The organism is Massilia scottii (genome assembly GCF_030846495.1).
Classification (GTDB): domain Bacteria; phylum Pseudomonadota; class Gammaproteobacteria; order Burkholderiales; family Burkholderiaceae_D; genus Telluria_A; species Telluria_A violaceinigra.
Genome location: NZ_JAVCWM010000014.1, coordinates 189,530 through 207,834 on the forward strand (window position 1 = coordinate 189,530; position 18,305 = coordinate 207,834).

Here is an 18,305-nt window from a genome sequence, read left to right on the forward strand (position 1 = left end):
AGGAGCAACATGCACATCACCTCCTGGACATTCGCCCTGGCCTTGCTGGCACTGCCCGCGACATCATGGTCCCAGGCACATGAGCAGCAATTCGGCGCTTATACCCTGCATAGCAGTACCGTCGGCTCGGAAAACCTGTCGCCCCGGACCGCACGCGAACATGGTATCGAACGCTCTCCCACGCGTGCGGTCCTCAATGTCACGCTATCGAAAGACAAGCAGACCATCCCGGCGCAGGTCGACGTCAGCGCACGCAGCCTCACCGGACAGACCCGCCAGATCGGCATGCAAGAAACCAGGACCGGAAACGACGTGTCGTACACGGGGAGCTATGAGTTCGACCATGGCGAAGTGCTCGACTTCACCATCCACGCCACGCCCCGCGGCAGCGACAAGGTGCTGAGCATGGCCTACCGCGAACGCATGTGGGGACCGGGAGACCTTCCCGAGCCTGCCCCGCGCCAGGGTGTGCCTGACTGAATCGACGAGAAAGCCGCAATTGTCCCGTCATTCGCGCGAGCGGCGCGCCATCGAACCGCCGGGTCCGATATTCTGGTGTTGAGCAGAAGCGACGGCTTTCCCATATCGACCCGGCCAGAACGCATGAAGATACAGCGCGCCCGCAATCTGGTGCTGACCATCGCCGCAACCATGTTGTCGGCGTTGCTGATCCTCAATTTCAGCATCGGCGATAAACAGATCGACCGGCGTTTTGAACGGCTGTACTCGGTAAGCGATCCCCAGTTCCGCCGTACTATGGGCGTCATTCTCGGTCCGTCACTCGATCCGGGCAACAAGGTGCAGCAGCTTGTCAACGGTGAGCAGATATTTCCCGCGATGCTGGCGGCCATCCGCGGCGCACGTAAAACCATTACCTTCGAAACCTACATTTTTTGGTCGGGATCGATCGGCAGGGAATTCGTCGACGCGCTGACCGAACGGGCTCGCCATGGCGTGCGGGTGCACGTCCTGCTGGACTGGATAGGCGGCAAACTCGACGACAGCCAGCTTGAACATCTGCAGAAAAATGGCGTGGATGTACGCCGTTACAATTCGCCGCGCTGGAATAACCTCCATTTGCTCAACAACCGCACCCACCGCAAATTGCTGGTGGTCGACGGCATGACGGGCTTTACCGGCGGCGTCGGCATTGCCGACCAGTGGCGGGGCGATGGCAAACACCCCGCTCAATGGCGCGACACGCATTTTCAGGTCGAGGGGCCGGTGGTCGGCCAGATGCAGTCGGCGTTTATCGATAACTGGATGCAGGCGACCGGCGAAGTGCTGCACGGCGAAGCCTATCTCCCGGAACTGCCGCCTGTCGGGCCGCAGCATGCCCAGGTGTTTACCAGTTCCCCGGGCGGAGGCTCCGAAAGCATGCAGCTGATGTATCTGCTCTCCATCACCAGCGCCGCTGACACCATACGCCTGTCGGCATCCTATTTTGTTCCCGACACGGTCGCCGTCAACACCCTGGTGGCCGCGGCGCGGCGCGGTGTCAAGGTACAGATCATCTTGCCCGGGCAGCATCAGGACTGGGATATCGTCCGGCGCGCTTCACGCGCCACCTGGGGGCCCTTGCTGCGCGCCGGCGCCGAGATCTACGAGTACACGCCAAGCATGTACCACGTCAAGGTGATGATCATCGACGACACCTGGGTTTCGGTCGGCTCGACCAATTTCGACGCGCGTTCGTTCGCCATCAATGACGAGGCGAACCTGAATATTTACGACGCCGGGTTTGCCGGGCGCCAGGTCGACATTTTCCTGGAAGACCTGCGCCGTTCGCATCGCGTCACGCTGCACGAATGGGAGTCTCGCGGCCTCGCCGACAAGGCCCTCGATGCCGGCGCCTCGTTGATCAGCTCCCAGCTATGAGCGCAGGCGTCGATCGCACAGGCGCCCGGGTGCCCTGCGTTATCGCGCTACCTGCCTTGCAGCGCCACCTGGTCCGCCACGTAGGCCAGCATCCACGTTTCGCGCTCGATGGATGAGCCCATGCTCGCTGGCCTGGCGCCCAGCACTTGCCTGTTGTGCTCGATGGCGGCGTCGATGCCTATCCAGCGCGGGACCATGCCATTGGCAAGCTCATACGCTTCAGGTGACGCCTCCCCCAATTCGCCCTCGACGCAGCACAGATAAAAGTGAGAACGCATGAACAGGGTGTCGTCGCCACCCTTCAGGGGCGGACGGTACTCGTCCAGGTAGCCGAGGTAGCCCTCGATGCTCACGTTCGCCGCGCCCGTTTCCTCGATCAGCTCGCGGCGCAGGCCGCTGACCGGATCCTCGCCGGGAGACAGCCCGCCACCGGGGAAGCTGTAGTCGTCGTAGCGGCGGGTGTACAGCAGTAAAATTGCGCTTGCGCGCATGATGACTGCACGCACGGCCTGCCGTTCGAACAGGGTGCCGCCAGGCCTGGCCCCTGGATGGGTGAGTGTATGAAGCAGTGTCATGCAGGCCTCCTGGCGCATCGGTACAGTGGGAATGGAAAATGAACGTGGCAATTCGCTGGTCTTGCTGCCGCGAATCAGCGACCTGAGCGGTGAATCCGAAGACGCTCCCGTCACCGGCAGGTCGATGCCGCCCGCTTGCACGGCGCGCGGGATAGCGTACACGTGCCAGCTGACGTGGGTCAGCTCCGGCAACTGAGCCATGAAGATAAGGATGGCCAATGCGTTGACCAAGCCGGTAATGACCGGGCGCGACACGAAGCGCATCAGCACGCCGAGCCTGAGCCAGCCGGCCAGTACCTGCAGCAGTCCCGTGAGAACGGTCGCGGCCAGCAGATACTGAAGCCCGTGTCTTGACCAGGGTAAGCATCAGGAGCGCCATCGCGCCCGCTGCCGCCGAGATCATGGCGGGACGGCTGCCGGCGAAGGCGGTAACCATTGCAATGCCGTAAGCCTGGCGCGAGTGATGTGTGACTGTGGCTGGCTCGCAGCGAGAGCGATGGCTTGCAAGGCTCTGGCTCCGCTTGATTGCTTGATAATTTCGTTCGATTATACAATATTGAACCGGCCTTGGACCTCAGCGCATCGATGCGACACCTCAATGCAACGCAGCGCCGCCCCGATCCAGCACAGGCCGAATGCAATCAGCCACCACCATTGGTGGTTCACGCCGCGAACCAGCGCATGCCTGTGCGGGTTCTGCTTGTCGACATACACCTCGATCGGCTGGCCCGAGGCATACGGCCTGCTGAGCTCAATGGCATTCGCACGGCTCGTCACCCTCCCGCTCAGGCTGCGCGAGCCGCGGCGTACCACACCGCCGAAGACATATAGATAGTGCAGCTCGGAAAAAAGTAGACGGTCTTGGGGTTGCCGGGGCGGCCGCCGGTCATCGAAATGGATACCTCGCTTACTGTGCCGGCGACCGGATGCCAATGCGCGGTAGCCCTGCCCTTGAGCAGGCAACGGACACCGACGGCAGTGATAGCAAGCCCGACCACGGCAGGCACGATATGTATCATGGAAAACAATGAAGAGTGTGAAAAGACAGGCATCCATGCCCGGCGTGTTCTCGCTGCCAATATAGCATCGTTTCCCGGATCGGCCTTCCATGCCTGCGCCGGCGCTGGCCGCCAACCTGCCTGGCGAATCGCGCAACAGCATGGCCAGCGCCTTGCCGTTCACTGTTGCATGCGATACGCGGCCAGCGCCGCCTCAGCGCGGCTTTACCTCGCCCGCATCCTGCGGAAACAGGCGCGCCAGGCGCTTTTCGATCTCACGGATGTCGGTGCCGGTATCGCGCACATTGTCCCAGATGCTGTGATCGAGCCGCATCTTGTGGTTCATCGCGCTGATCAGCGGCAGCAGCGACTGCTCGTAGCTTTCCGCCAGGCGCAGCACCGCTTCCTGCAGCGCCATCTGTTCCGGCACCGTCACATGCACGGCCGGATTGATGCGCTGGCCCAGCGCCGCGATCTGCAAGCCGATCTCGGACAAGGTATTGGCCATCCGGGTGGCGCCGTCGGCATCGGTGCCGCCCTGCTTGCGCAGGCGCACGAAATCATCCACCAGCGCGGCCCAGCGCTGCTGTTCTCCGGCATCCGGCTGGCCCAGCAGGTGCGCCAGCTTGAGCAGATTCTCTTCGGCGCCGGCGGTCAGCGTCTGCGCTTCGCCACGGTAGTGGTCGCGCAACAGGGCGTCGAGCTCGGCATCGTTCATCAAGGCCGAGACCTTGGGCGCGAGCTTGCTCATGTTGCGGTAGCTGCCCTGCAGCCTGAACGGCGGCTCCATGCGGTAGGCATCGTCCTGGGCGGCCGAGGCGATGTACGTCCGGTTCACGGCCAGCAAGGCATCGCGCACCTTGAACAGGCGCCGCAGCAGATTGCCGATCTCGGCCAGTTCGGCGCTGGTATAGGCATGCGACAGCTCGCCCGGCGCCACCGCTTCGCCCTGCGCCATGCGGATCAGGCGCACCACATCGGCCGGGTCGCGCGACGCCAGCGGCTGCAGGTCGGGATGGGCCACCAGTGCGTTCTCGATATAGGATTGCGCGAACACTTCCTCGCGCCCGCTCAGCACGTCGCCCAGGTTATAGATGTCGGCGCGGTTGGCCAGCATGTCGGGGATCTTGAACACATCGCCCGATTCGGTGTACGGATTGCCGGCCATGACGATGGCAAAGCGCTTGCCGCGCAGGTCGTAGCTGCGGCTCTCGCCCCGCCACACACCCTCGATGCGGCGCGTGCCGTCGGCCAGCGCGATGAACTTTTGCAGGAATTCGGGATGGGTATGCTGGATATCGTCGAGATACAGCATGACGTTGTTGCCCATCGCCAACCCCAGGTTGAGCTTCTCCAGTTCCATGCGCGCCGCGCTGTTGGTCGCCTCGGCCGGGTCGAGCGAGGTCACGCCATGGCCCAGCACCGGACAGTTGATGCGCACGAAAATCATGCCGAGGCGATCGGCCAGGTATTCCATCAGGGTCGTCTTGCCGTAACCGGGCGGGGAAATGAGCAGCAGCATGCCCATCGAATCGGTGCGGCGCTGCTCGCCGGCCGCGCCGATCTGCTTGGCCAGGTTCTCGCCCACCAGCGGCAGATAAACGTCGTCGATCAGGCGGTTGCGCACGAAACTCGACAGCGGCTTGGCCTGGAACTGGTCCAGCCGCAGGCGCGCTTTTTCCTCCTGCACCAGGCTCTGGCGCAATTGCTGCAACTGCTGGCAGGCCGGCACGATCACGCCGCTGTGGTACGCCAGCCGGCGCAGGAAGTCGTTCAGTTGCAGCGTCATGCCCTGCCCGCTCACGCGCGCATGCTCGCCCAGCAAGCCGTCGACCTGCGCGGCCAGTTCGGCCGGCTGCACCCGGCGCGGGAGCGAACACAGCAGACTGGCCGCCGCTTCCGGCAGCATCGTCAGGTCGTGTTGTTCCTGCAGCATGAAGCCGTACAGCCATTCGGTCGCCAGTTGCCAGCGCGCGCGCCAGCCCAGTGTGGTGTTGGTCCACGGCTGGGCAATGCCATGCCGCTCCAGGTGCTGCAGCAAGCCCTGCGCCAGGTCGGCGCCGGCACGGCTGGCCACCCAGGCGTGCGGCGCTGCGCGGTTGGGATCGCCACCCTGGGCGCCCAGCTCGGCCAGCAGATAGGCGCCGCCCTGCTCCAGCAAGGCGGACGCGGTCTCGCTCGCGCTGTCGCGCCAGGCACCCAGGTCGAGCTGCTGCTGCACCAGGAACTCGTGCAGCGACAACGCGAACTGGGCCGCGACCTGCCGGCCCATGCGTTCATTGCCGAACTGGACGCGCATCAATTCGGCCTGCCCGGCCTGATGCGTGACCAGCTGCGCGAGCGGGTGCAGGTCCGGCGTGTCTTGCAGGTGTTGCCAGTAGAGCACGGCCAGCGCGCGCGCCAGCGGGCTGTAACGCAACAACGCAGCGTCTTCCAGCATCGGCAGCAGGCGCCGCAAGATCAGGCTGGCATCGTGGTCGTGGATGCCTTTCTGGTAGCCTTCGTGAAAGCGCGGGGCGGCGAAGCGGCGTACGTGTTCTTCCAGCAGCGGGCTGTCCGGATCGCGCGCCGCCTGCACCAGGCTGGCCCAATCCAATTCGGCACCGCCTTGCTGCGCCGCCAGCACCACTTGCCAGGCCAGGTATTCGGCGCGGTAGACCAGCGCGCTTTCCGACAGTGTTTCGACGCTCCAGTAGGCTTGCAAGGCGTCGAGCCGGGCATCCTCGAGCGGCAGGAAATAATCGGTGCCGGCCAGATGGTAGGCCGGGCGAGCGTGCCAGGTAACGATGGCCAGGTCGAGCACCTGCTGGTTGACCGTGAAAGCATGGCTTCCCAGGCGGATGGTGTTGCCGGTGACTAGCTCGTTGCGGTCGCGCAGGGTACGCTGGCCCTGCTCGCGCAGCGCCTTGAGCTGCCCGGCCAGGTCGTCCGCCCCGACCGCGGCGCCCAGCTTGCGCAGTTCGGCGATGCTGGCGCGCAGCTTGTTAAGCAGGGCGTCCGAGGCGAAATAGGCTTCCAGCTGGGCGCTCTCGCCCAGTTGCGCCAGCCGCTTGGGCACCCCGGCCAGGATGCGCCGCGCCGCGTCCATGATGGCTTGCACGCGCCGCGCGCGGCCATCGAGCAGGGCTTGCTTGCGCCCTTCCAGCGCCTCGTAGACCGCTTCGCGCTTGTGGGCGATCTCGGCCAGATAGTCTTCCTGTTCGGCGAACTTGCCCTCCAGGTCTTCCAGCTGGGCCAGCAGGCGGGTCAGCAGATCGTCGCAGCGCTCGGGCGTGTCGGCCTGCTCCAGCGCGCTGTCGACCGACTGGCCGAACAGCTGGAACTGGGCGGCGAATTCGGCCGCCGACTCGCCCTGCGAGAGCGCCTTGCGCTTGTGGCGCGCCTGCGCGCGCAGCTTGTTGACGTCGGCATAGATGGCCGAGATGGTGCTCAGTATGCGGGTGCGCAAGGTGGCGTCGCCCAGCCCGAGGGTGGCGAGCAGCTCGGTCAGGCCGTCCAGGCTGGCGGCACTGCGCTCGAGCGTGTCGTGCAAGGGCGCCAATTGCGCCGTCGTGTGCATCGTTTCGAGCTCGGCGCGCTGGGCCGCCAGCGCGCCGGTGAGCGGGTCGAAGGCATTGTCCTGGGCCAGGAATTGCACGGTCTTGTCGGCCACGCGCGCTTCTTCGGCGGCCAGCTCGGCGTCGAGCTCGTCGAGCCGCGCCACATCCATGTAGCGCTGTTCCCTCAGGCTGGCCAGGCGGCCGCGGCCGAGCCGGATGGCATCGAGCGCGTCGATGAAGTCGGTCGGCGACTGCCACAGCCGGCTGGCGGTATCGGTCAGTAACTGGCGCTGGGCCAGGGCGCTCTGCGAAAGAAGCGCGGCCGCGGCCCGCCGCACCGCCGCCACCTTGTCGAATTCGTCGAGCGTGGCGCTGGCCACGGCCATCATGGCCTGCACTTCGCTGGCGGCGTCGTGCGCCTGCGGCGCGCCCAGCCAGTGGAAGGCGTCGCCGATGCGGCGGCACTGGCGCACCAGGGTCTCGAACACGAAGCGGGCCGGCAACTGGTCGCGCGCGGCCTGCGCCTGTGCGCGCACCAGCTTGGCCAGCGAGTACAGTTCCGACAGCCCGCGCACCAGGTCGCGGTTGCCGATCTTGCCCAGGTAACTCTGGCGCGGCGCCTGCAGGGCGGCGTGGTCGTCGCTGACGAAGGCGGTCTGCCACAGCTGCATGGCGTGGTTGCGGGTCGGCTCCTCGCTCTCGGCGGTAAACAGCAGCATGCTGCCATCGGCGTAATGGGCGTAGCCGTGCGCCACCAGCGGCTGGGCCAGCGCCTTGCTGATCATATTGTAGGTGAGCAGCACATACACGCCCTGCTCCACCCCGTAGAACACGTACAGCACGTCTTCGCCGTTGGAGGACATGGTGCGCCGCTTGAATTGCAGGCCGCGCGGCAGGTCGGCGAATACCTTGCTTTCCCCGCTCTGCAGGATGTAGCCGTCGGGGAACACGATGCCGTGGTCTTCCGGCAGCTGCACGCAGGAAGCGCCGATGGCGTCGACCCGGGCCACCTGGGCCGTACGGCGGTTGAATACCAGGTAGCGGAACACCGACTCGCGGTACGGCTTGATGCGCAGCAAGATCAGCTCGCCCACGGCGGCGTAGGCGATGTCGCCATCGTTGAGCGACTGGTTGCGGTCCTCGACCAGCTCGGCATAGATGCCCAGGCCGGTATCGGTATTGTTTTCGATCTTGACGGTCAGGTCGCCGCCCACGGTCTCGACGAACAGGGTGTCGAGAATATTGATATGCGGATGCTTGCCCAGCACATGCTGCTCGCGCGTGGTCTGGGTCCACTCGAAATCGTGGGTCGGCGGCAGTGCAATGTCGCGCTCGCCGCGGTTATCGATGTAGCTGGCGGCGCCGTTCTCGCCAAGCTGCCAGCGGAACACGCGCACGTCGCTGATGCGCTCGCCGATCTTGAAAGCGGCCAGCAGCTTGCCCTGATGCACGCGCAACTGGACCAGCTGGGCATTTTTATAGTAGCTGTAGAGTTCCTTGAATTCGGCCAGGAAGCGCGGCTCGTCGAGGAAGCTGTGTTCCAGCGCGACAGGTTCAAGATCGGCCTGGTCGCCTTCGGCGCGCAGGCGGTACAGCCCGAACACATCGGCCACCCGGGTTTCCTGGCGCAAGCCGATGAAGACGTTATAGCCGAACAGCAGCACGTCGCCCACCAGGACCAGGTCGCGCGCCACGCAATTGTTGTCGGTGCGGGCGCGGGTGCGGGCCCGCAGCAGCATTTCCTGGCGGCCGAATTCGGCCAGGCGCGCCTCGTTGAGCAGGTTGGCCTTGGCCTGCAATGCCTTGCCATGCTCGCCCAGACGGGCGCGCAGCAGCTCGAAGCTGCCCGACTCGGGCGCCATGTCGTCGGCGTGGGCGTTGCCGGAGTCGGCCGGTGCCGGTGCTGCGTGTGGGTCGCTCATGGACTCAATCCGCTTTCGTGTTCAGGAATGCCATCATTTCGGTCTGGTTCGGCTGCTGTGCCAGCCATGCCCGCATCTGCGCCAGTTGCTCGTAGGCGGCGTCGCCGAAGCGCAGGCGCATGGCGTGCTCGGCGCGTTCGCGCGAGGCTGCGCGCTTGAGGTCGCTCTGCCAGCGCTCCGAGACGATCGCGTCGAGCTGGTCGTGCAGGCCCATGGCCAGCAGGCGCTCCCACTCGCCCTTGTCGAGCCAGACCGCCTGTGCCATGGCGCTGAAGTCGAGGCGCAGCGGATTGTCGTTGCTGACCTTGATGCGGGTCATCAGGCGGCCGGTGCTCGGGCACACGCGCACCGGTTCGTTGACTTCCGAAATCTCGCCGGCGTACTCGGGCGCGGCCAGTTGCGGCATGTTCTTGCGCCACAGCCGGTAGCGTTCCAGCTCCACCCAGGCACCGTGGCAATCGGCGCAACGCTCGGCCGGCAGGCCGCCTTCGATCCTGACGGGCGCGAAATGGCGGCCGCCGCATGCGGGACAAATCATGGTAACTCCTATACTTTGTTATCGATCAGGCGGGGCGCGGGCCCCGCCGCTCTGTCAGTTGGCGCGCGGCGCTTCGAGGGCCGGCTGGAAGGTCGCCAGCAAGCTCTGCAGCGCCTGCTGCTGCTGGGCGGTGCCGTCGCGGCCGACCTTGGCCAGCAGGGCCGACACCGTCAGGTTCTGCAGTTCGCCCGAGGAACTGCCCAGCGCGCCGATCAGGCCGCGCAAGTCGCCCACCATGTCGCGCTCGCCGCTCAGGTGGTCCTTCAGGCCCATCTGCAAGGTGCGGCTCTTCTCGACCGTGGCATCGATGCCCTTGCCGATCGAGAGCGCCTTGACGAAGCGCTCGAAATAGTCGCCCTCGCCGCCGACGATATCGATCTTGGCGTTCTGCAGGGCCTTGCCCAGCACCTCGGCCTGGTCCTTGGCGATCAGGGTCTGGGCATCGATGCCCTTGTTGATCTGCTGGTTGGCCATTTCGAGCTGCATGCGGAACTCTTCGTGGGCGCGGGTTTCCTGGCTCATCGCCGACATCGCTTCAAACTTCTGCGCCAGGCCCTTCGATTCGGCTTCGAAGCGCGCCTGGATGACTTGCGCCTCGGCGTCGCCATGGGTCGCCGTGGCGGCCGCGTCGGCGCTCTTGACCGCCGCATGCGCCAGCCCCATCTGCTCCACGCCGGCCGCTTCGGCATGCATGCGCAGGCGCATCGCTTCCGCTTCGGCCGCGCCCTGCTTGAGGATCGCTTCGGACGAGGCGATCATGACCCGGGCGCTGGCCAGGCCAGGTGCGGCCAGTTCGGCTTCCTTGCCTTCGGCGTCGCGCTTTTGCGCTTCGGCGCCGCGCTCGGCCACTTTCAGGGCGGCGTCGGCGGCGGTCAGGTCCTGGGCGGCGCGGTGCTTGGCCGAGCGCTCGGACGCTTCGGCCGCTTTTACCGTCAGCACCATTTTTTCCTCGGCCTGGGCTTCGGCGGCGATCACCACCGATTTTTTCAGGCGGTCCGCTTCAGCCACCACGCGCACTTCCTTGATCGCTTCTTCCTGCTCGGCGACGGTGCGTTCGACCACGATACGCTCGCGCACCACGTCGGCAATCGCCTTTTTCTGCACTTCGATGGCCTTTTCCTTTTCAATGGTCTGCAGCGCCACTTCGCGCTCGCGGTCGACCACTTCGAGCTGGCGGGCGCGGGTGACGCGCTCTTCCTCGATCGCCACGGCGCGCTTGCGGTTGTTTTCGGCCACTTCCTTCTCGCGCGTGGTGTTTTCCTGCTGCACCATCACCAGCTGTTCGGACTGCAGGCGCGCCAGTTCCGACTTGGTAAATTCTTCCGACTGCACTTTCTGGGTTTCGGCCTGCTCGCGCGCCCGCACCGAGCTCACTTCGCGGCCCTGGCGTGACTCGGCGTCGGCTTGCTGGCGCTCCAGTTCCAGGATCGCTTCGCGCGTTTCGACATCCTTTTTCTTGATCCGCATCTGCTCGTCGCGAATCAATTCGTTGGTGCGGATGTTTTCAATCGCCGTCAGTTCGGTGATTTTCTTGATACCCTGGGCGTCGAGGATATTCTGGCCGTCGAGCTTGTCGAGCGCGGTCTGCTCGATGTAGTCGATGGCCGCGTCTTCCAGCACGTAGCCGGACAAATCGTCGCCGATCTGGCGGATGATATCGTCGCGGAAGCGGTCGCGCGCCTGGTACAGTTCGACGAAATCCATCGACTTGCCGACCGTCTTGAGCGCTTCGGCGAACTTGGCCGAGAACAGGCTTTCCAGGGTTTGCTGGTTGGAGGCGCGCACGCAGCCGACCGCCTGCGCCACCTTGAGCACATCCTCGGTGGTCTTGTTGACGCGGATGAAGAAGGTGACCTTGATGTCGGCCCGGATATTGTCCTGGCAAATCAAGCCATCCTTGCCGAGGCGATTGATTTCAATCGTCTTGAGCGAGATTTCCATCATCTCCTTCTTGTGAATGATGGGATACACGATACCGCCCGTAAACGTCACTTCGGGCTCGGCGCGCAGGGTGTTGATGATCATGACGTGGCCCTGTTCCACCTTGTGGTAGAACTTGGCGAACAGCACGAAACAGCCCAGCAGGATGACGGTAATGATACCGGTCGAGAGCAACACAATGTCCATGATTTCTTTCTGATTCGAGTGATTAATCGTTAAATAGCGTCGGTTGCTGCCTGTACTTCGTACTGCCGGGTGGCCTCGTCATAGGCCACGATAATGGCCTTGGAATGCCTGGCCAGCCCATTGGGCACGTCGGACCAGACCCGGATATTGATGCTGGCGCCATGGGCGCCCACTTCGGCGCGGCCGAAACGGCGGTCGACGTAGCGCGTGACGATCATGCAGTCCAGCCCGACCAGGCTGGCATTGGCGCGCGCCGCATGCTTGACGAACAAGCCGCGCAGCGGGCGCAGCACGCGCGCCGCAAGCGGCACGGCCAGCGCCGCCGAGAACAGCAAGGCCGCGATTCCTCCGCCGATGCGCAGCGGCGCGCCCGGCAGCCAGGCCAGCACGTATTGATGCAGCAGGACCGTGCCCAGCCAGGTGAAGAACATCAGCACGCTGGCGGCCACCGACAGCGGCACGCCGCCCAGGCCGAGCGCCACCAGATAGCCCGCCAGCGCCGGCACGCTGTGCCCCTCGTGGGCCGCGTGGCCGGCGTCCACATCGAGGTCGAGGTCGATCGCATCGCCCATGTCGACCAGGCCGATCATCGACAGCAGCCAGTAAACCAGCAGCACGGCCAGCAGCACCGTCGGAATAGCGCTCGGAAAGCTGCTCAAAAGGTGCCAGAGGTCCATCGCGGGTTCCTTCTTGTTATGGTTTCAAAAAAATCAAGCGTCCTGTTGCCGGGTTTGCGCAAAACGGATCAGGGCGTCGTGCAGCGCTTCCTTGATCTTGCGCTTGTCGTCGGCCGGCACGCCGAAACGCTCGGCCAGGATGGCGTAGTCGGCATCGCTGAGCGTGACCGTCAGGCGCGGGCGCACCGGCTTGCTGGTGACCGGCAAGCCGAGGATCAGGCGGATCTGGTCCGAGGTCGACACCTGCTGTTCGAGCGCGGCATAGCGCACCGCGTCGATCACCTGTTTTTCGACATCGAACGCCACCTGGACGGCGCGCAAGGCCGCGTCCGATCCGGTCCAGCGCGGGGAACTGACCATGCGTCCCCCCTCAGCCTTGCTTGGCGCCGGCGCCCGCGTCCGCATCCGCATGCAGGCGTTGCTGCAGGCGCGCCATCACCTGCGCCTTGCGGCTGGCGGTCGCGCCGATGCCGGCGGCGGCCAGCTTGCGTTCCAGCGATGAATGACCGAGTTCGCCTTCGAGCTGCTCGGCCGCCTGCATGCGGTCGGCCGTGTCCTGGTGGCGCTGGCGGATGCGTTCCAGCGATTCCTTCGCGCTCATCAATTTGGACCCGCTGCTGCCCATGCTGCTCGAAATGGTGGCCGTGGCCCGGTACACGCTTTCGGTCGTCTTGGCCATGACCAGTTCGCGCTCGTGGTCGCGCAGGTTGGCCTCGGCGTTGCGGATCAGGTCTTTCATGCGCGTCACATGGCCGGAAAAATCGTCGCGCGCGCTGGTCTGTTCGGCCAGCGCCACTTCGAGGCCGGCCACCTTGTCGGCCACTTCCCCGGCCAGCCCTTCCTCATTCTTTTGCAGCGCTTCGAGCGCCAGTTCCTCGTAGCGGCGCAGGTCGCGCCCGAGCCGCTCGATCTCGCGCGCGGCCTGCATTTCCCGCGCCATGACCGCGGTCAGTTCCTGGCGCGCGCGCGTCACATGGGCCTTGGCCTCGATGATTTCCTGCTCGTAGATGCCGTTGGCATTGTGGTCGACCAGGCTTTGGCCGATGCTGCGCACGTCGCCGCGCAGCATGGTGAGGATTTTGGAAAAGACAGCCATGATGCTCTCCTTATTTTAGAAATTCAGTAAACACGTCGAGGGCTTCGAACGCGTTGTCGGCGACCATCGCCACATCCGTTGCAATGCTGGCGGCGCTGGCGTCGTGCGCCAGCGAGCCGAAAATCACGTAGTGCTCGCCGATGCGGCCGAAATTCGACAGCGGGATGGCCATGTTCAGGTCCAGCATCGTCTCGAGCAGCTCGGCCCGGCGTTCGGGCCGGATTTCGCTCTCGGTCCACAAATAGCAGATGCACAGCACCTGGCTGGGCGAACCGGTGACGAACACCGGCAACTCTTCCAATCCTTCGATACTGATCCGCATCACCGGCACGCCGTCGGCATCGGCCGGCGGCAGCAGATGGCTGCTCACGCCCACCGACCCGAGCTTGCGGAGCAGCGCCTGTTCGATCTCCAGCATCTGTTTCATTGCCATTTCCATCATTTTCATCCTTGCGTGCGGCGGTACTTCAATCGTCCCCGAGCGGGCTAAAAGACATAATATGTCCAAGTATAGAGGGTCGACATAAAATGTCAAGATGCGAATATGCAATTCTTTTACTTGGTGATCAGTCAACAACAGTGCGTTGCATGATCCCGATAAATGTTGCCGTCATGCCATTTCCGGTCTACACTGACCGCCCTCCCGCCGCTCCGTGCCCGCAGGCATGATGCCCGCCCGGCACCGCCGTTTTGAAAGATAGCCATGCTTGATCTTGTCGCCATCCTCCTTGTCCTGACCGCCCTGCTGGCCTATGTCAATCACCGTTTCGTGCGGCTGCCGACGACCATCGGCGTGATGGCCATCGCCCTGTTGCTGTCGTCGGCCCTGCTGGGCTTGAATGCGCTCGGGGTGAGCGCATTGCACCACCGCGCCCTCGCGCTGCTGACCTCGATCAATTTCAGCGAGGTGCTGATGCAGGGCATGTTGTCGATCCTGCTGTTCGCCGGGGCCCTGCACGTCGACCTGACCAAGTTGCGCGCCTTCCGCCTGCAGATCGGCCTTCTGGCAGTGTTCGGCACGCTGATCTCGACCATCGTGGTCGGGGCCATTCTCTGGTGGACGCTGCCGCTGGTCGGTCTGCCGCTGTCGCTGACCTACTGCATGCTGTTCGGCGCCCTGATTTCGCCCACCGATCCGATTGCCGTCATGGGCATTCTGAAGTCGGCCAAGGCGCCGGAAAGCCTGGAACTGGTCATTGCCGGGGAATCGCTGTTCAACGATGGCGTCGGCGTGGTGCTGTTCGCCCTCATTGCCGGGGTACTGGTCAGCGGAACGACGCCCGGCGCGGGCCAGGCCTCGATGCTGCTGTTGCAGGAAGCGGGCGGCGGCGTGCTGTTTGGCCTTCTGCTGGGCTACGTGACGTATCGCTTGCTCGGCAGCATCGACAGCTATCAGGAAGAAGTGCTCATCACCCTGGCGGCCGTCATCGGCGGCTATGCGCTGGCCACCCGCCTGCATATTTCCGGCCCGCTGGCGATGGTCGTCGCCGGCCTGATTATCGGTAACCACGGCCGCGCGCTGGCCATGTCGGACAAAACGCGCGAACACGTGGACTCGTTCTGGGAGCTGCTCGATTCGATCCTCAACGCCGTGCTGTTCGTGCTGATTGGCCTGGAAGTGATTGTCGTGCGCATGTCGCCGATGCTGGGCGTGGCCGCGTTGATCACCATTGCCGTGACCTTGTTTGCACGCTATCTGTCGGTCGGGCTGCCGGTGGCCCTGGCGCAGCGCGTGTCGCGCCTGCCGGGCGGTTCGTGGCAGGTACTGACCTGGGGCGGACTGCGCGGCGGCATTTCGGTGGCGCTGGCACTGTCGATCCCCAGCTCGGCCGAGCGCGACGTCCTGGTCACGCTCACGTACGCGGTGGTGGTGTTTTCCATTCTGGTCCAGGGTGGATCGATCGGGATGCTGATCCGCCGCTGGATCCCGCGCGGCGCCTAGGCGTGTTGTTCCACTGCTCAGCCACGCCGGCCGAAGATAGGGAGGGAAATCGTCGGGCAGGGCGAGCCGGACCGGGCAAGATGAAGGCGGCGTACTTCTGACCCGTCGTGGGCGAACAGGATGAGATCCGCTTCCCGTACTACCCCGGCCGGGCGGCAAAGCACGTCGAAACGGCGCTTGGTCTGCAGCGCCCGCATCGGCCGTACTGCAGAGCGACGGCTACAGCGCCTATGCACATGACGCGAAGAAGACCGGGGTCGCGCACGCCCAGTGCCGGGCGCACGCGCGCCGTAAAATCCTTGATGCCAGGGATATCGAACCGGCCCAAGCCGAACAGACGCTGGACGCATTCGCCGCTCTGTACAAGGTCGAGCAGCAGATCCGCGACGATGGCCCGACGGGACATGCCAGGTTGGCAAGGCGACAGGAACGATCGAAACCGTTCCTCGAGCGCTTCTTCGCGTGGATCGACGACCAGTTCGACAAGCAGGTATTTTTGCCGGGCAGGATGGGACTGTCGACGAATTGTTCACCCGGTTCGAATCGCAGGTCGCACACGAGCGACTGGACTTCCTGTTCGGGGCGGCGGCTGAAACCGCTACGCTTGAGGGAGCGCTCAAGGGACTACCTGGCTATAACGAAGCGGGCGCCAATGTTGCGGTCATTGACCTGAGCGGCGTGCCCTTCGAAGTGCCAAGCATGACGGTCCCTCTCATTTCCTAGTGGCCCATTTTGGTATTAATTTCCTCCAGTTTGGCATGCATATATCGGGTTATTGGTGTTATATTGGTATACCGATCTTGTACATAAAACATCGGAATTGTCGTGTAAACCGATTCCGCCATCACCGCGCGGGCACGGAGTGACGCGCGGCACACGGATCGACCAGGTTTATCTCCGGCACGCAAGTGCCCCGACAATTTGACATGGAGCCTCAATTGAACAGAACAATCATCAACAGCCTGATCATCAGCGTACTGGGCGGGTCGCTGGCCGCGTGCGGCGGCGGCAGCGACAATACGTCCACCGGCACCCAGTCATCCCAAAGCAAGATGTTGGCGGCAACGAGCGTCTGTAACGCAGCGTGGAACAGCGCCACCGTCTATGATGGCGGCAAATCGGTCAGCTACGGGGGGATCAACTACACGGCCGCCTACTGGACGCAGGGCGACAATCCATCGACCAACAGCGGGGGCGCTGGAAGTGGCAAGCCATGGACGGTGAGCGGCTCGTGCAGCGCCACGCCGACGCCGACTCCGACACCGACTCCCACCCCGACACCGACGCCCACCCCGACACCGACGCCCACACCCACCCCGCCCCCGACCTGTTCATCCCAGACCTGGACCGCAGGAGTGAACTACAGCTTGGGCGCCGTGGTGAAGTACCCGGCTAACGGCAATTTCTACAAGGTCGTCAATAGCGGCACCAACGGCTCAGACGGTACTGATCCGACCATTAGCACCTGGTATTGGCAGAAAACGACTTGTGGCGGCACGACGCCAACTCCGACACCTACTCCCGACCCGGCAGGTAGTTTTGCCGGCCTGTCAAAAGCTCAGTTCGAAGCATGGTTCCCCGGCCGCAATTCGTTCTACCAATACGCCGACTTCGTCGCTGCAGCAGCTTACTATCCCAGCTTTGCCAAGTCGGGCAACGCTACCCTGAACAAGCAGGAAGTGGCCGCCTTCTTCGCCAACCTGCAGCACGAGTCGGACAACCTAAGGGCAGTGAGGGAATACAACACCGCCAACTGGCCCTTGTACTGCGACGTGAACTGGGTACGAGTCACCTGCAAGAGCACCAACATGGCCGACCAGTACTTCGGTCGCGGCCCGATCCAGATCAGCTGGACCTCGAACTACCGCAGTCTGGGTAACGCCATGGGCCTGGGCGAGCAACTGGTGAACAATCCGGAACTGTTGGCCACCAACGCCACCATCGCCTGGAGAAGTGCGGTCTGGTACTGGATGACCCAACCGGGCCGCGCCGGCAGGCCGGCGCATGACTCGATGGTGGGCGGATACGGTTTCGGCCAGACCATCAATGCCATTAACGGCAATCGCGAATGCGCAGGCGGCACCGAGTACCAGGGGCCGGCACAGATGCAGACCCGGGTGAATTACTACACGACCTTCACCCAGAACCTGGGCGTACCCACCGGTCCTAATCTGACTTGCTGATGGGCACGGGCTGAAGCTCAGGCCTGAAACGCAAAAGGCGGCATCGATATCCTGATGCCGCCTTTTTCATATCTACGTGTCTAAACTCGTCGAATCATGTACCCATCCGTAGCTGGCCGCTTTTCAAGGCCAGCGCGGTTTTGCGTACAACTGTTTCAATCCGATCCGTGACGGCTATTCAATGACCCAAGCCCTGCACAGCCAAGCCCGCACCACGCACCTGATCCGTGAGGAAATCAGGAACTCAACGCTGGCGCAAGCCGAGCTGCTAGACTGTACAACGTCACGCGTCAAACCATCCGGAAGTGGCAAAACCGCTATACGCCCGGGGAAAAGTCGCACGCACCCAACAAGTGGTACACCACGCTCACGCCCGAGCAGGAGCTCATTGTCGTGGAACTGCGCAAGACGCTGCTTCCGCCCACGGACGACCTGCTGACGGTCACACGCGAGTTCATCAATCCTGGCGTTTCACGGGCGGGCCTGGGGCGCTGCCTGCGCCGTCACGGGGTCTCGACCTGCGCGACCTTGGTTGCGCCGGAGAGCGCCGCGCCGGTGACCATGGTGGGATCCTCATCACATTTACGCAACAACGATACCGCCCGATAACATAGGCACATTGTTCGATGATCGACCAGCAAAAGCCCAGCTAAAGGCGCAATCGTTAATAACCAACCGAAATGTGCTGCCCTTTTCGCGCCACGCCACGCCACGCCAGGAATACTCTAAATATTGTTGCTGCGCACAATGAAACTAAAATGCGCCAAGATCATTGCAGGATATTCGGCGACGGCATAGTCGCGCCATGCTGGGGCCATTTGCAACGCCCG

General features: G+C 63.9%; 14 protein-coding genes and 2 pseudogenes. 6 read left to right on the forward strand and 10 right to left on the reverse strand.

All coding sequences use genetic code 11. The features are described 5' to 3' along the window. Positions 1-9 precede the first annotated feature (9 nt). Together RBA41_RS20360 and RBA41_RS20365 are read left to right on the forward strand one after the other, a co-directional pair. Positions 10-480 carry a DUF4426 domain-containing protein gene (locus RBA41_RS20360; RefSeq protein ID WP_306626083.1) on the forward strand — a complete coding sequence of 157 codons (471 nt, stop codon included), beginning with the start codon at positions 10-12 and terminating at the stop codon, positions 478-480. Between the two features lie 123 nt (positions 481-603). Next, entirely contained in the window at positions 604-1,878 is a 1,275-nt protein-coding gene (locus RBA41_RS20365) for a phospholipase D-like domain-containing protein (protein WP_306626084.1), read from the forward strand. Between the two features lie 47 nt (positions 1,879-1,925). Here RBA41_RS20365 and RBA41_RS20370 read toward each other — a convergent pair whose 3' ends face one another. From RBA41_RS20370 to RBA41_RS20415, 10 genes and pseudogenes are all read right to left on the reverse strand, one after another. Next, on the reverse strand, positions 1,926-2,471 hold the full coding sequence (locus RBA41_RS20370) for an NUDIX domain-containing protein (protein WP_306626106.1): 546 nt from the start codon (positions 2,469-2,471) through the stop codon (positions 1,926-1,928). A gap of 128 nt (positions 2,472-2,599) precedes the next feature. After that, positions 2,600-2,904, reverse strand: a pseudogene (locus RBA41_RS20375) (SulP family inorganic anion transporter); the annotation flags it as partial. Between the two features lie 95 nt (positions 2,905-2,999). Then, a complete protein-coding gene (locus tag RBA41_RS20380; protein WP_306626085.1) occupies positions 3,000-3,614 on the reverse strand; it encodes a DUF3592 domain-containing protein in 615 nt (204 codons plus the stop codon). Between the two features lie 51 nt (positions 3,615-3,665). Next, positions 3,666-8,912, reverse strand: coding sequence for a DNA repair ATPase (locus RBA41_RS20385; RefSeq protein WP_306626086.1), 5,247 nt, complete (start codon positions 8,910-8,912; stop codon positions 3,666-3,668). 4 nt (positions 8,913-8,916) lie between these two features. Beyond that, positions 8,917-9,450 carry a TFIIB-type zinc ribbon-containing protein gene (locus RBA41_RS20390; protein WP_306626087.1) on the reverse strand — a complete coding sequence of 178 codons (534 nt, stop codon included), beginning with the start codon at positions 9,448-9,450 and terminating at the stop codon, positions 8,917-8,919. Positions 9,451-9,504: 54 nt separating this feature from the next. Beyond that, entirely contained in the window at positions 9,505-11,577 is a 2,073-nt protein-coding gene (locus RBA41_RS20395; protein WP_306626088.1) for a flotillin family protein, read from the reverse strand. A gap of 29 nt (positions 11,578-11,606) precedes the next feature. Beyond that, complete coding sequence (locus RBA41_RS20400; RefSeq protein ID WP_306626089.1) at positions 11,607-12,254, reverse strand: ubiquinone biosynthesis protein; 648 nt, start codon at positions 12,252-12,254, stop codon at positions 11,607-11,609. Between the two features lie 33 nt (positions 12,255-12,287). Continuing rightward, positions 12,288-12,614 (reverse strand): hypothetical protein, encoded by a 327-nt coding sequence (locus RBA41_RS20405; RefSeq protein ID WP_306626090.1) that lies wholly within the window; start codon positions 12,612-12,614, stop codon positions 12,288-12,290. Between the two features lie 10 nt (positions 12,615-12,624). Further along, positions 12,625-13,350 carry a PspA/IM30 family protein gene (locus RBA41_RS20410; protein ID WP_306626091.1) on the reverse strand — a complete coding sequence of 242 codons (726 nt, stop codon included), beginning with the start codon at positions 13,348-13,350 and terminating at the stop codon, positions 12,625-12,627. A 10-nt stretch (positions 13,351-13,360) separates the two neighbouring features. Then, positions 13,361-13,777, reverse strand: a complete 417-nt coding sequence (locus RBA41_RS20415; protein ID WP_289312976.1) for a DUF2170 family protein — start codon at positions 13,775-13,777, stop codon at positions 13,361-13,363. Between the two features lie 276 nt (positions 13,778-14,053). Here RBA41_RS20415 and RBA41_RS20420 point away from each other — a divergent pair, with 276 nt between their 5' ends. The 4 genes and pseudogenes from RBA41_RS20420 to RBA41_RS20430 all read left to right on the forward strand — a co-directional run. After that, on the forward strand, positions 14,054-15,292 hold the full coding sequence (locus tag RBA41_RS20420) for a cation:proton antiporter (RefSeq protein ID WP_306626092.1): 1,239 nt from the start codon (positions 14,054-14,056) through the stop codon (positions 15,290-15,292). A gap of 205 nt (positions 15,293-15,497) precedes the next feature. Continuing rightward, a complete protein-coding gene (locus RBA41_RS33490) occupies positions 15,498-15,965 on the forward strand; it encodes an IS66 family transposase (protein ID WP_374709581.1) in 468 nt (155 codons plus the stop codon). Positions 15,966-16,230: 265 nt separating this feature from the next. Next, entirely contained in the window at positions 16,231-17,475 is a 1,245-nt protein-coding gene (locus tag RBA41_RS20425) for a glycoside hydrolase family 19 protein (protein WP_306626093.1), read from the forward strand. A 181-nt stretch (positions 17,476-17,656) separates the two neighbouring features. Then, a pseudogene (locus tag RBA41_RS20430) lies at positions 17,657-18,036 on the forward strand (IS481 family transposase); the annotation flags it as partial. Positions 18,037-18,305 lie beyond the last annotated feature (269 nt).

Bases quoted from the DNA above. Each gene is read 5' to 3' on its own strand.
- RBA41_RS20400 (WP_306626089.1), bottom strand. From the start codon at position 12,254: ATGGACCTCTGGCACCTTTTGAGCAGCTTTCCGAGCGCTATTCCGACG.
- RBA41_RS20410 (WP_306626091.1), bottom strand. From the start codon at position 13,350: ATGGCTGTCTTTTCCAAAATCCTCACCATGCTGCGCGGCGACGTGCGC.
- RBA41_RS20390 (WP_306626087.1), bottom strand. From the start codon at position 9,450: ATGATTTGTCCCGCATGCGGCGGCCGCCATTTCGCGCCCGTCAGGATC.
- RBA41_RS20415 (WP_289312976.1), bottom strand. From the start codon at position 13,777: ATGAAACAGATGCTGGAGATCGAACAGGCGCTGCTCCGCAAGCTCGGG.
- RBA41_RS20380 (WP_306626085.1), bottom strand. From the start codon at position 3,614: ATGCTGTTGCGCGATTCGCCAGGCAGGTTGGCGGCCAGCGCCGGCGCA.
- RBA41_RS20395 (WP_306626088.1), bottom strand. From the start codon at position 11,577: ATGGACATTGTGTTGCTCTCGACCGGTATCATTACCGTCATCCTGCTG.
- RBA41_RS20365 (WP_306626084.1), top strand. From the start codon at position 604: ATGAAGATACAGCGCGCCCGCAATCTGGTGCTGACCATCGCCGCAACC.
- RBA41_RS20360 (WP_306626083.1), top strand. From the start codon at position 10: ATGCACATCACCTCCTGGACATTCGCCCTGGCCTTGCTGGCACTGCCC.
- RBA41_RS20405 (WP_306626090.1), bottom strand. From the start codon at position 12,614: ATGGTCAGTTCCCCGCGCTGGACCGGATCGGACGCGGCCTTGCGCGCC.
- RBA41_RS20385 (WP_306626086.1), bottom strand. From the start codon at position 8,912: ATGAGCGACCCACACGCAGCACCGGCACCGGCCGACTCCGGCAACGCC.
- RBA41_RS20370 (WP_306626106.1), bottom strand. From the start codon at position 2,471: ATGCGCCAGGAGGCCTGCATGACACTGCTTCATACACTCACCCATCCA.
- RBA41_RS20420 (WP_306626092.1), top strand. From the start codon at position 14,054: ATGCTTGATCTTGTCGCCATCCTCCTTGTCCTGACCGCCCTGCTGGCC.